The organism is Pseudocitrobacter sp. CD920760, assembly GCF_057782505.1.
Genome location: NZ_CM173490.1, coordinates 2,578,680 through 2,591,446, shown reverse-complemented (window position 1 = coordinate 2,591,446; position 12,767 = coordinate 2,578,680). Strand labels below are relative to the sequence as shown.

The 12,767-nt window shown below is 55.3% G+C and carries 14 protein-coding genes; 7 read left to right on the top strand and 7 right to left on the bottom strand.

The genetic code is table 11. The features are described 5' to 3' along the window. The first annotated feature begins 77 nt into the window (after window positions 1-77). Complete coding sequence (gene clcB, locus AC1MKH_RS12225; protein WP_276221295.1) at window positions 78-1,370, top strand: voltage-gated ClC-type chloride channel ClcB; 1,293 nt, start codon at window positions 78-80, stop codon at window positions 1,368-1,370. Here clcB and bioD read toward each other — a convergent pair. The 3 genes from bioD to AC1MKH_RS12210 all read right to left on the bottom strand — a co-directional run bounded on the left by bioD (window position 1,323) and on the right by AC1MKH_RS12210 (window position 4,394). Then, the gene (gene bioD, locus AC1MKH_RS12220) at window positions 1,323-2,018 is read right to left on the bottom strand and encodes a dethiobiotin synthase (protein WP_108474210.1); all 696 of its coding nucleotides are present in this window, start codon (window positions 2,016-2,018) and stop codon (window positions 1,323-1,325) included. The two genes, clcB and bioD, sit on opposite strands and share 48 nt — an antisense overlap. Before the next feature lie 127 nt (window positions 2,019-2,145). Then, window positions 2,146-3,366 (bottom strand): sugar metabolism global transcriptional regulator Mlc, encoded by a 1,221-nt coding sequence (mlc, locus tag AC1MKH_RS12215; protein WP_276221300.1) that lies wholly within the window; start codon window positions 3,364-3,366, stop codon window positions 2,146-2,148. 110 nt (window positions 3,367-3,476) lie between these two features. After that, window positions 3,477-4,394: a LysR family transcriptional regulator gene (locus tag AC1MKH_RS12210; protein WP_276221302.1), complete on the bottom strand. Its 918-nt coding sequence runs from the start codon at window positions 4,392-4,394 to the stop codon at window positions 3,477-3,479. Window positions 4,395-4,510: 116 nt separating this feature from the next. Here AC1MKH_RS12210 and AC1MKH_RS12205 point away from each other — a divergent pair, with 116 nt between their 5' ends. The 5 genes from AC1MKH_RS12205 (at window position 4,511) to AC1MKH_RS12185 (ending at window position 8,956) form a co-directional block, all read left to right on the top strand. Next, the gene (locus AC1MKH_RS12205) at window positions 4,511-5,761 is read left to right on the top strand and encodes an MFS transporter (RefSeq protein ID WP_276221304.1); all 1,251 of its coding nucleotides are present in this window, start codon (window positions 4,511-4,513) and stop codon (window positions 5,759-5,761) included. 99 nt (window positions 5,762-5,860) lie between these two features. Further along, entirely contained in the window at window positions 5,861-7,345 is a 1,485-nt protein-coding gene (locus AC1MKH_RS12200) for a carboxypeptidase M32 (protein ID WP_276221306.1), read from the top strand. 153 nt (window positions 7,346-7,498) lie between these two features. Then, complete coding sequence (asr, locus tag AC1MKH_RS12195; protein WP_276221308.1) at window positions 7,499-7,879, top strand: acid resistance repetitive basic protein Asr; 381 nt, start codon at window positions 7,499-7,501, stop codon at window positions 7,877-7,879. Between the two features lie 69 nt (window positions 7,880-7,948). Then, complete coding sequence (gene ydgU, locus AC1MKH_RS12190) at window positions 7,949-8,035, top strand: small membrane protein YdgU (protein ID WP_456154103.1); 87 nt, start codon at window positions 7,949-7,951, stop codon at window positions 8,033-8,035. A 102-nt stretch (window positions 8,036-8,137) separates the two neighbouring features. After that, a complete protein-coding gene (locus AC1MKH_RS12185; RefSeq protein ID WP_276221309.1) occupies window positions 8,138-8,956 on the top strand; it encodes a trypsin-like serine peptidase in 819 nt (272 codons plus the stop codon). Window positions 8,957-9,038: 82 nt separating this feature from the next. Here AC1MKH_RS12185 and mdtI read toward each other — a convergent pair whose 3' ends face one another. The 3 genes from mdtI to AC1MKH_RS12170 all read right to left on the bottom strand — a co-directional run bounded on the left by mdtI (window position 9,039) and on the right by AC1MKH_RS12170 (window position 9,932). Continuing rightward, entirely contained in the window at window positions 9,039-9,368 is a 330-nt protein-coding gene (gene mdtI / locus AC1MKH_RS12180; RefSeq protein WP_149463837.1) for a multidrug/spermidine efflux SMR transporter subunit MdtI, read from the bottom strand. Beyond that, on the bottom strand, window positions 9,355-9,717 hold the full coding sequence (gene mdtJ / locus AC1MKH_RS12175; protein ID WP_108474201.1) for a multidrug/spermidine efflux SMR transporter subunit MdtJ: 363 nt from the start codon (window positions 9,715-9,717) through the stop codon (window positions 9,355-9,357). Before mdtJ ends, mdtI begins: the two co-directional genes overlap by 14 nt. A gap of 116 nt (window positions 9,718-9,833) precedes the next feature. Then, window positions 9,834-9,932 carry a protein YdgV gene (locus tag AC1MKH_RS12170; protein WP_442961958.1) on the bottom strand — a complete coding sequence of 33 codons (99 nt, stop codon included), beginning with the start codon at window positions 9,930-9,932 and terminating at the stop codon, window positions 9,834-9,836. Between the two features lie 211 nt (window positions 9,933-10,143). Here AC1MKH_RS12170 and AC1MKH_RS12165 point away from each other — a divergent pair, with 211 nt between their 5' ends. Beyond that, window positions 10,144-11,178 (top strand): AI-2E family transporter, encoded by a 1,035-nt coding sequence (locus AC1MKH_RS12165; RefSeq protein WP_276221314.1) that lies wholly within the window; start codon window positions 10,144-10,146, stop codon window positions 11,176-11,178. A 48-nt stretch (window positions 11,179-11,226) separates the two neighbouring features. Here AC1MKH_RS12165 and AC1MKH_RS12160 read toward each other — a convergent pair whose 3' ends face one another. Next, the gene (locus AC1MKH_RS12160; RefSeq protein ID WP_276221316.1) at window positions 11,227-12,714 is read right to left on the bottom strand and encodes an MFS transporter; all 1,488 of its coding nucleotides are present in this window, start codon (window positions 12,712-12,714) and stop codon (window positions 11,227-11,229) included. Window positions 12,715-12,767: the final 53 nt, after the last annotated feature.

The following is a 12,767-nucleotide window of genomic DNA, read 5'->3' as shown; positions in this document are numbered from 1 at the left end:
CCGCACCCACAGCTTTTGCATCTCCCCTGCTTTCCCCGCAAAATAGCCGCCTGAACTTCTTTGTGTTGAAACCGCTCATGCAACGTCTTCACGCTTATCCCGATCTGCGCACTATGCTTCGTCGTCTGCTGTTTGCCGCCATCACCGGTATGCTCGCCGCGCTGGCGGTGGCAGGGTTTCGTCATGCCATGCTGTTTCTGGAGTGGCTGTTTCTCAGCAATGACACCGGCAGCCTGGTCAATGCCGCGACGGGGCTTTCCGCCTGGCGGCGCGTGCTGACGCCCGCTCTTGGCGGATTTGCGGCGGGAATGCTCTTGTGGGGCTGGCAGCGTTTGAATCAACAACGGCCTCACGCGCCCACGGACTACATGGAAGCGCTGCGCACCGACGGGCAATTTGATTATGGCGCCAGCCTGGTCAAATCACTGGCATCGTTACTGGTGGTGGTCAGCGGTAGCGCCATTGGCCGTGAAGGCGCGATGATCCTGCTGGCGGCACTGGCAGCGTCGTGGTTTGCTCAGCGATTTACCGCACGCGACGAATGGAAATTATGGATTGCCTGTGGGGCTGCCGCCGGGATGGCGAGCGCCTACCACGCACCGCTGGCGGGTAGCCTGTTTATCGCCGAAATTCTGTTTGGCACATTGATTCTGGCCTCGCTTGGCCCGGTCGTGGTGTCTGCCGTTGTCGCATTGCTGACCACGCATCTGATCGGTGGCGGCAGCGAACCGCTCTACGTTGTCAATCTGCCGCACGCGCTCAACGTAACGGCCTATGCGCTGATTATCGCCACCGGTCTGCTGGCGGGCGTATGTGGCCCGTTATTGATGTGGTTAATGAATGCCACACACAGCCTCTTTGTGCGCCTGAAACTCTCTCCGCCCTGGCAACTGGCGCTCGGCGGGTTGATTGTTGGCCTGCTGTCGCTACTGACGCCCGCGGTCTGGGGAAATGGTTACAGCGTGGTCCATGCCTCGCTGCTGTCCCCGCCGTTGCTTGCCGCTATTTCAGGGATATTCATTTGTAAACTATTAGCGATCCTCGCCAGTAGCGGCTCCGGCGCGCCGGGCGGCGTGTTTACGCCAACGCTGTTTCTGGGAATGGCAGTGGGCATGCTGTTTGCGCAGCTGTGCGGGATTTGGCTGCCCGATCAGCCGTCAATGGCTGTCTTACTGGGGATGAGCGGCATGGCAACGCTGCTGGCGGCAACCACGCATGCGCCGATCATGTCGACATTGATGATTTGTGAAATGACCGGGCAATATAGCGTACTGCCCGGTTTATTGATTGCCTGTGTACTGGCGTCAGTGCTGTCGCGAACCTTACGCCAGGATTCGATCTACCGTGAGCACGTTGCTCAACATGGATAAATTGATGTACTGGCTCAGTTCACGCTGCTCGGCGCGCGGCAGATACGGCAGCTCACCAATCAGCGGCGCGGGCAGTTTTTTACTCAGCACATCAATGATTTCCGCGTAATGTGCAAGGCCCGGGTTAATACGGTTAGCCACCCAGCCAATCAGCGGCAGGCCGTCGTTTGCGATGGCCTGGGCCGTCAGCAGCGCATGGTTGATGCACCCTTCCTGAATCCCGACCACCATCACGACCGGCAATTGCTCCTGAACCACCCATTCAGAAAGCGGGCGCAGGTCATTCATCAGACTACGCCAGCCGCCTGTCCCTTCAACGACCACGTTGTCCACTTTCTCGCTCAGGCTGGCGAGCCCGTTTGACAGCAGCGTGTAGTTGATTGGGCAGCTATGCGCGACGCTGCTTTCTTCTTCGCTCAGGGCAATCGGGTTCACCGCATCGTAAGGCAGTTCCAGCGACGACACGCTTTGCAGCACCAGCGCATCTTTGTTGCGTAGCCCTTCAGGGGTCTCTTTGCTGCCTTTTGCCACAGGTTTGTACCCGGCTACTCGTTTCCCGCTGGCTGCCAGCGCCTGCAGTAGCGCACGGGAAACCACCGTCTTGCCGACAGAAGTATCAGTACCAGTAATAAAGAAACGGTTAAGCATTACTAACTCCACAGTTATGCCGGTGAAATATACAGACCAGAAATAATTTAAAGTGGTGAAAGTCTACGTGATGAACCAGAAACCCGGCTTGAGATAGCGCAATTTTTTGCGCGACAGTGAAAAAATGTTAACCCTGTAACAGTCGAATCAGCAGCGATCCGTTATAGAGCGCATCCTTGACCAGCGCCGCCCCGGCCATCGTGCCACGGTTTGAGAACTGGGTCTGTTCAACGGAGATATGCTTGCTGTAAGCCGGAAGTGACTGCTGACGAATACAGTCGCTGATCGCCGGGAAGAGGATATCGGCAGCCTGATTAAACGGCGAACCGATAAGTATTTTTTGTGGATTGAATAAATTCACCATGATGGCCAGGATGCGCCCGACGTTGGTACCGACGCTGGTGATGATATCTTTCGCCAGTAAATCGCCCTTGACCGCCGCCAGGCACAGCGACTCCACCGTCAGCGGCTGCTGGTGCAGCATCGAACTCATCGACTGATGCATTCGCACCTGCGCCAGCTCCAGCACGCTCTCTACGCTGGCGATGGTCTCCAGGCAACCGTGGTTACCGCAGTAGCAACGTTTTCCGTAAGGATCGACCTGCGTATGGCCAATCTCCACCAGACTACTGCTGCCCGCATGAAGCAGACGGCCGTCGGTGATCACCCCCGCGCCCACGTTATGATCAATCACCACCTGAATGACATCCCGCGCCCCACGTGATGCGCCAAACAGCGCCTCGGCCATGGTCCATGCGCTGATATCATGCTGAATATAAACAGGTACGCCCGTATGCGCCGCCAGCGTTTCACCCAGCGGCATCTCTTTCACGTCCTCGTAGAACGGCATCCGATGAATGATCCCGCTTTCCGTATCAATGATGCCGGGAAGCGTAATGGCGATAGCCGTTAAACGCTCCAGCTTGCCCTGATGGCGAATAAAGAACTGATCGATTTGCGTGATAATGCGGTTCAAAAGCGGTTGTGGGTCCTGAAGCGCCAGCTCGAGCCGCTCTTCTACCACCAGCTTGCTACTGAGATCGCGCAGCGCGAGGTGAATTTCACCCCGGCTGATACGCAACGCCAGATAGTGCCAGGCTTCCGTTTCCACCATCAAACCGACGGCTGGACGCCCTCGGCTGCCTGGTTCCTGAATTTCAGTTTCCTGCACCAGATGCGCTTCGAGCATTTCACGCACAATTTTGGTAATACTGGCCGGCGCCAGCTGCGCCAGCCGGGAGAGGTCGATACGCGACACCGGGCCAAGCTGATCAATCAGGCGATACACCGCGCCCGCATTGGTCTGCTTTATTTGATCGATATGGCCTGGCTGACTGTCCGCTACCACCGTAGACTCCCTTTATTTTCGCGCTTCGAAATAATCTCAGGGCTATGGTGAAGGACTTCAATGGGGTACGCCAAATTTTTCCTTAGCCTTGTGATTTGCCGCACATTTTTTCATGCTTTTTCGTCAGAAATGCTTATCTTTGCCGCAGCCAGCAGCTGTTGCTTAAAGCGTTGGGCAGCCTGACTAAGTTCATGATGTTTAGACCACACCAGCCACATTTCTGAAACGGCATCTTCTTCAATGATGGGCACCCAGCGCATTTCCATCAGCTGCACACGCCGAAACGACGCCGGGAGAATCGACACTCCGAGCCCGGATGCCACCAGGCCAATAATGGTCATCGCCTCGCCCACTTCCTGCGTCATTCGCGGCGTCACGCCATAGCGGCGAAGCAGGCCCAGGATATCGTCATACAGCCCCGTTCCCACGTGCGGATCGAAAAAAACAAAAGGCTCATCGGCCAGCTCTGTCAGGCTCACGGCGCGTTGATTCGCTAACGGATGCTCATGATGAATCATCGCCAGCAGCGGCTCATGCAGGATCACCTCCCACACCAGCGTGTCAGGAAGCTGCGTATTTCGCATCAAACCGAGATCTAACGAACCTTCGGTTAGCGGCGAAATCTGCTCACGGGTATTGGTTTCGCGCGTCTGGATATGGACATCGGGATAGCGACGACGAAAGGTCGAGAGCGTATCGGACACCGCCTTAATAAAGGGGGCCGACGAGGTAAAGCCAATATTCAACTCGCCCGTTTCGCCATGATGTAAACGCCCCGCGCGGGCGGCGGCCTCATCAACCAGCAGCATGATTTGTCGGCTATCGGCAAGAAACTGCTTTCCCGCCGCCGTGAGGTTAACGCTGCGGTTGGTGCGAGCAAACAGACGGGCGCCGATTTGCTGTTCAAGTATTTGAATTTGCTGACTTAACGGAGGCTGAGAAATATTAAGCCGGGCAGCGGCGCGACCAAAATGTAGCTCTTCCGCTACCGCAATAAAGTAGCGCAGATGACGCAGCTCGATATTCATATTTGTTACATATCAATTGAGATTATTAATATATTAGACAGAATATTCGCGATTTCCTACTCTAATTATGTGACCTGTGTCGCTATTACCTTTTGTTTTTACGCAAGGATCTTCCCGTGAGCCGTACAACCACCGCAGACAACGAACCGGCTATCGACGTCCGCGACAATGCCCCATCCAGGCCGAACCAGTTTATTACTCGCGGCACACCTCAGTTTATTCGGGTTACCCTCGCACTTTTCTCCGCCGGGCTGGCGACCTTCGCCCTGCTCTACTGCGTTCAGCCGATTCTGCCGGTGCTGTCACATGAGTTTGGTATCTCGCCTGCGGGAAGCAGTATTTCACTGTCAATTTCCACGGCGATGTTAGCGATTGGGCTACTCTTTACCGGGCCGCTTTCCGATGCCATTGGCCGCAAACAGGTTATGGTAACGGCGCTGCTGCTGGCATCGTGCTGCTCTCTGCTCTCCACGATGATGACCAGCTGGCACGGCATTCTCGTCATGCGTGCGCTGATTGGTTTATCGCTCAGCGGCGTGGCGGCGGTCGGCATGACCTACCTCAGTGAAGAGATCCACCCGAGTTTCGTCGCCTTCTCAATGGGCCTCTATATTAGCGGTAACTCAATTGGCGGAATGAGCGGACGCCTGCTCACCGGGGTTTTCACCGATTTCTTCGGCTGGCGTATCGCTCTGGCGGTGATCAGCGCCTTCGCGCTGGCCTCGGCAATTATGTTCTGGAAGATCCTCCCGGAATCGCGCCATTTCCGCCCTTCCTCCCTGCGTCCGAAAACGCTGCTGCTTAATTTCCGTCTGCACTGGCACGATCGCGGCCTGCCGCTGCTGTTTGTCGAAGGCTTCCTGCTGATGGGCGCGTTCGTCACCCTGTTTAACTATATTGGCTACCGCCTGATGCTCTCCCCTTGGTCGCTGAATCAGGCCGTGGTTGGCCTGCTCTCCGTCGCTTATCTCACGGGGACCTGGAGCTCACCGAAAGCCGGCATGATGACCGCCCGCTACGGTCGCGGCCCGGTGATGATCTTCTTCACCGGCGTTATGCTGCTCGGCCTGCTGCTGACGCTCTTCTCGCCGCTGTGGGTCATCTTCCCCGGCATGTTGCTGTTTTCCGCCGGCTTCTTTGCCGCGCACTCGGTCGCCAGCAGCTGGATTGGCCCGCGCGCGCGTCGCGCCAGAGGCCAGGCCTCATCGCTTTATCTCTTCAGCTACTACCTGGGTTCCAGCATCGCCGGGACGCTCGGCGGCGTGTTCTGGCATCGTTACGGCTGGAATGGCGTCGGCGCGTTTATCGCTCTGCTGCTGGTCGCGGCGCTACTGGTCGGAACGTTGCTGCATAAACGATTGCATTGATGGCGACGGGCGCGAATTTTTTGCGCCCGCTTACCGCCCTGTGATAGATCTGAATCTATCGGCGCCTGCCGCCTTCTCCTTCATAGAAAACAGGGCACTATGGAAAACAAAAACTACCAACACCTCACCCGCACCTTCCAGCGTCTCTCCCGTTTTTCACACCTTTCCGCCATCGCTGGCTGGGATATGTTTGCCATGATGCCGCCAGGCGGCAGCAACGCGCGTAGCGAAGCGCTGGCTGAACTTGGCGTGTTACAGCACCAGATTCTGACCGATAAACAGGTTGCTGAGTGGCTGCGCAACGCGGAACAGGAAAATCTTAACGATCTCGAACAGGCAAACCTGCGTGAAATGGCGCGTCATTATCAGCAGGCCGCCCTGTTGCCGGAAAGCCTGGTAGAAGCCAAATCGCTGGCAGGTAGCCGCTGCGAGCACGCCTGGCGGACACAGCGCCCGAACAACGACTGGCAGGGCTTCGCGGAAAATTTAAAAGAAGTGGTCAAACTCAGCCGGGAAGAAGCGCGTATCCGTGCGCAGTCCAAAGGCTGCTCACCTTATGATGCGCTGCTGGATATTTTTGAGCCCGACATGACCAGCGCTCGTCTGGACGTGTTGTTTGGCGATCTTAAATCCTGGCTGCCAAAACTGTTAATCAGCGCGGTAAAAAAACAGGCCAGCAAAACGCTGATCGCCCCGCAAGGCCCGTTTCCGGTTGAAAATCAGCGCCAGTTAGGGCTGGAAGCGATGAAGCGCCTCGGCTTCGATTTTAACGCCGGTCGTCTGGACGTCAGCGCGCATCCTTTCTGCGGCGGCGTGCCGGAAGATGTCCGCATCACCACCCGTTATAATGAGCATGACCTGTTAAGCGCGCTGTTCGGCGTGATTCACGAAACCGGGCATGCGCGCTATGAGCAGAATCTGCCGCGTAACTGGCTGGGGCAGCCGGTATCGTATGCACGTTCTACCGCCATCCACGAATCGCAAAGTCTGTTCTTTGAGATGCAACTGGCGCGCAGCGATGCCTTCCTTCAGCATTTGCTTCCGGCGGTTGTTGAACAGTTTGGCCCGCAGCCCGCGTTTGAGGCCTCAAACTTTGTTGCCTGGAATCAGCGCGTGAAACCGGGCTTTATTCGTATTGATGCCGACGAAGTGAGTTACCCGGCGCACGTGATCCTGCGTTACGAAATTGAACGCGCATTGATTGATGGCGAAATTGAAGTGGATGATATTCCCGCCCTGTGGGATGAAAAAATGCGTCACTGGCTGGGGCTCTCGACGGAAGGCAACTACCGCGATGGTTGTATGCAGGATATTCACTGGACCGACGGCGGCTTCGGTTATTTCCCGTCCTACACGCTGGGGGCGATGTACGCTGCACAGTTGATGCACGCCGCGCGTAATGCAATGCCAGATCTCGAATCACGTATTGCCAGCGGTGATTTCAGCACGTTGTTCGAGTGGCTGCGCCAGAATATCTGGCAGCACGGTAGCCGCTTCGGTACCTCGCAGCTTATTCAGCAGGCGACTGGCGAAGACCTGAACAGCCGCTATTTCCGCGAACATTTAACCGCCCGCTATCTGTAATTCTCCTCACGCCGGAGGGCTCTCCTCCGGCGTTGTACATTCCGTTACACGCCGATACCAATCACTCACGGAAAGCCTGATAACTCAGGGATATAGTTCTTTCAACGGCCCCGCAGTGGGGTTGAATGAAAAAACCAATTCGAGGGTATGAGAATGAAAAAAGTATTAGCTCTGGTTGTTGCCGCTGCTATGGGTCTGTCATCTGCTGCATTCGCTGCTGAAACTACCGCCGCTCCGGCACCGGCTGCTACCGCAACCGCTAAAGCTGCACCGGCAAAAACCATGCATCACAAAAAACACCAGAAAGCCGCCACTGAACAAAAAGCGCAGGCTGCAAAAAAACACCACAAAAAAGCCGCTAAAACTGAAGCAACCAAACCGGTAGAACAAAAAGCGCAAGCCGCTAAGAAACACAAAAAACATGAAGCCGCAAAACCGGCTGCTGCTGAGCAGAAAGCGCAGGCAGCAAAAAAACATCATAAAAAAGCAGTAAAACACGAAGCCGCTAAACCAGCCGCTCAGCCTGCTGCATAATCGTCACCGTTCGTATCGTTCCGATGACAAATCGGCGCTGTTTCAGCGCCGATTTTTTCCTGGAGAGCAATGATGTTGCGGCGCTATCGTTTCGAGCTCATCCTGGCTTTACTCATCGTCTGCGCACTGATTGCGACAAGGTTTTTCCTTTACTGAGCGTAGTTCGCTGATTTTGCTCCCCCTTTTCATTTGTCCCGTCTATAGTAATCACATTGGGTTTAACTTTTTATAATCATAATTACCCCACCAGAGAGTGATATGCGTAGAGCTGTTTTCGTTTTACTGGGATCGTTGAGCGCGCTGTCGATGGCTGTACATGCGGATGACGGCGATAGCGGCATGAGCGCGAAAGATGTCAAAATGCTGTTTTTCGGTCAGGACGATCGCACCCTTGTGACCGATGCAACAGATTCCCCCTGGGATGCTATCGGTCAACTGGAAACCGTCAGTGGTAACCTGTGCACCGCCACCCTCATTTCGCCCCATCTGGCGTTAACCGCCGGACATTGTTTACTGACGCCCCCCAATGGCAAGCCGGATAAAGCTGTCGCGCTACGCTTTGTGTCCCAGAAAGGCGTCTGGCGTTATGAAATTCACGGTATTGAAGGTCGCGTTGATCCTTCGCTTGGCAAGCGTCTGAAGCCCGATGGCGATGGCTGGATTGTTCCGTCTGCCGCCGCGCCGTGGGATTTTGGCTTAATTATTTTGCGTTATCCGCCGGGGGGAATTACGCCGCTGCCGCTGTTTGAGGGTGATAAAGCCGCCCTCACCGCCGCATTAAAGGCAGCGGACCGTAAAGTGACGCAATCTGGCTACCCGGAAGATCACCTTGATTCGCTCTACAGCCATCAAAACTGCGTGGTCACCGGATGGGCGCAAACGTCGGTGCTGTCGCACCAGTGCGATACGCTACCGGGCGATAGCGGTTCGCCATTAATGTTAAAGACAGATAATGGCTGGCAATTGATTGCGGTACAGAGTTCCGCTCCGGGGCCGAAAGATCGCTGGCGCGCGGATAACCGTGCCATTTCGGTGACGGGTTTTCGCGACAAGCTGGAAGCGCTGGCGACAGAGTAATCTTTGTGCCAGGTGGCGCTACGCTTACCTGGCCTACAACACTTTTGCATTTCGTAGGCCTGGCAAACGCAGCGCCCATCCATCAGGCCATTTTAATCAGTACCATGCCGATTATCAGCAGGCCAAGCCCCATCCAGCCTTTGTTATTCAGGCGTTGACCAAACAGGATCCAGCCCGCTGCCAGCGTAGCCATAATCCCGAAGGCACCCCATAACGCATAGGCCACGGATAAATCGATACCTTTTACCGCCTGCGACAGCGCGCTAAACGCGGCCAGTACTGCGGAGATCGAAAGCACACCATAGAATTTGCGGCGAAAACCATCTGAGAACTTCAAAAAGATATTCGCGATAATTTCCAGCACGATTGCCAGCCCCAGCCAGGCGGCGTGAACCCACTCAAACTGTTGCATGGTGAGCCTCCACCGGCTGAGATTTCACTTTGCGGGTACCGGATTTAATCAACACAATCCCGGCGACCAGCGTCGCCAGACCGGCAATCTTCATCGCCGACAGGGCTTCATCAAACAACATGACGCTGAACAGCGTGATGAGCAAAATACCGATGCCTTCCCACAAGGCATAGGCCACACCCAGCGCGATTTTTTTAACCGCGAAGGCAAGGAAAATATAAGAGATGGCAATCATTACCAGCATCAAAATAAAGCCAGCAGAACCGTGACCGACAGCAGCCCATTTCATAGACAGCGTGCCGATAATTTCAGCGACGATCGCAAGGGATAAAAGAATCCAGTAAAACATGTTATTTCTCCTGCTTGAGAATATATTCCGTTGCGGCTCACAGCGAAGTGCAAACCGTAAAATCCAGGTTGTAATGAGTCCTGACGGCGGGCGTCAGTTCAGGCAGAAGAAATAGACTAAAGCGCGTTGCGCCAGTGCTGCTCTGCACAGAGCGAGCTGGAGGTAGGTAAAACAGCGGTGTGAGTGGAAATGAAAGTTTTGAACTGATTGTCCATAAAAATACAATTATCCGCGGTATTGCTTCTCTTCGTTGCGGAAAAAAATTGTCCTCGGTAGTTAAACACAGCTAATTTTTAGCACAACCTTCTGATTAACTCAAAATATTTTCAGATCTTTACCATAAATATTAGATCTAAGTGAGTTCCTTCTCAGACCGTTCGCAATTATGATATTCAGGCTTGTTGTACACTTTTTTCAGGAACCCTTATGGCCAAGCCCATCATTACGCTTAATGGATTAAAAATTGTCATCATGCTGGGCATGTTGGTCATCATTTTGACGGGTATTCGTTTTGCGGCGGATATCATCGTTCCCTTCGTGCTGGCGCTGTTTATCGCCGTGGTGCTTAACCCGGTCGTACAGCTGATGACCCGCTGGCGCATTCCCCGCGTGCTGGCTATCTCTTTACTGATCTGCCTGATTATTATGGTTGCCGTCCTGCTGCTGGCGTCACTCGGCACCTCGCTTAACGAGCTGGCGCGCACGTTGCCACAGTACCGCTCCTCTTTACATGTGCCGCTGCAAAATATTCAGCCCTGGCTGGAGCGCTTTGGCGTGACGGTCTCAGCAGATGAGTTGATTAAATATATCGACCCCAATGCCGCGATGACCTTTGTCACCAGCCTGTTGACGCAGCTCTCTAATGCGATGTCGTCGATTTTTCTTCTGTTGTTAACCGTGGTGTTTATGCTACTGGAAGTGCCGCAGCTTCCGGCCAAACTCCAGCAACTGATGGTCAAACCGACAGAAGGAATGGCGGCGATCCAGCGGGCGATCGACAGCGTGTCACATTATCTGGTGCTTAAAACGGCAATAAGCCTGGTGACCGGCCTGGTGGCGTGGGGCATGCTGGAAGCGCTGGGCGTACGTTTCGCGTTTGTCTGGGGGCTGCTCGCTTTCGCGCTGAACTATATCCCTAACATCGGTTCCGTGCTGGCGGCGATCCCGCCGATTTTACAGGTGCTGGTTTTTGGCGGATTTTATCAGGCGCTGATTGTGCTGGCAGGATATCTGCTGATCAACCTGCTGTTCGGTAATATCCTCGAACCACGCATCATGGGACGCGGGCTGGGGCTGTCAACGCTGGTGGTCTTTCTGTCGTTGATCTTCTGGGGATGGTTGCTTGGGCCCGTGGGGATGCTGCTTTCGGTACCACTCACCATTGTGGTCAAGATTGCCCTTGAGCAAACCATTGGCGGCAGGAGTATTGCCGTGCTGTTGAGCGATCTCAGCGATAAGTGACAGCGTCACGCAAAGCTGCCGACATCTCGTCGGCAGCCTCTTCTTCTCTTACGATTTACCTGCTTTTGCCAGACTAAACCACATCCCAACCGCCAGCAGTAATAGCATCATCCCGGCACTGCTTAACGCGACGCTGTGCGAGAAGGTAAACGCGGTACGTGCGGCATTAATCGTGGCCTCGGCAAGCGTCGGCGTCAGGATTTGCGCCGCTTTAACCGCTTCGCCAATCGATGACGAGGCGCGCGCCGCGATATCGCCCGTCAGCCCTTCCGGTAGAATAATGGACGCGGAAAAGCTGCGGCTCAGCAGTAAGCCAAAGACGGCAATGCCTAACCCCGCGCCCAGTTCATACGCCATGGTTTCAATCGCTCCGGCAGCCGCTGCTTTTTCCTTCGGCGCTGCGGCCATAATCGCCGCCGTTGACGCCAGCAAGGCGCTGGCGGCGCTAAACCCGAGTAAGACCATCAACCCCCACGCCTGCCACTGTTGGGTGCTGAAATCCAGCATCGACAGCCCGAGGAAGCTCAGTGCACTCAGTGCCATGCCGCTCGTTGCCACAGTGCGCAGGCCAAGACGCGCGACCAGCACACCGGCAATCGGGCCGCTGAAACCACTGGCCACCATCAGCGGCAGCATAAATTTCCCGGCCTCGAACGGTGTGAAACCATGTACAAACTGCAGTTCCTGCGCCATCAGCAGCTCAAAACCGACCAGCGCAATCATTGCCGTCATCGCCATCACCACGCCACTGAGAATAATGCGGTGGCTGAACAGACGCATATCGATCATCGGCTTCACCGCACGAAGCTGGATACGAACAAACATCGTTAATAACAGCGCGCCGGTCACGAACGCCCCGCCGATAACCCACGGCGTAACCAGCCCTTTCATCGCGGTCTTGGCGCTATACACCAGCAGCAGGATCGCCACAATCAGCATAATGGCGTGACTCAGGTTCAATGGCTGATCGCGTCGGCCCGGCTGCTGCGGCACGAAGCGCGCGGAAAGCGCCATCACCAGCAACACGATAGGGACGTTAATCAGGAACACCGAGCCCCAGTAGAAGTGCTCCAGCAACATGCCGCCAATCAATGGGCCAAAGGCTGCCCCGCCGGAACCGACCGCAGCCCAGACGCCAAGCGCAATGTTGCGATGACGCGCATCGATAAACAGCGTGCGGATCCCGGCAAGTGTCGCCGGGACGATCATCGCCGCGCCAATCGCCAGCACGGCGCGCGCCGCAATCAGCCAACCGGCATCGGGCGCAAACGCTGCTGCCAGCGACGCCAGGCCAAACAATCCGCTGCCGAGCAACAGCAGGCGTTTAAAACCGATGCGGTCGCCCAGCGCCCCCATCGGCAGTACCATTCCCGCCATCACCAGCGAGTAGATATCAATGATCCACAGTAACTCGTTGCCGCTTGCCCCAAGCGTCATACTCAACGTCGGTGCCGCCACATGCAGCACCGTCGCATCGATGGCGACCGGAATATAGACCAGCACGATAATCACTAACGCTAACCACTGACGAAACATAACTCTCCCTCATTTATTAAAGTTGGACATCCGTCCAGAACGCGATCCTACGG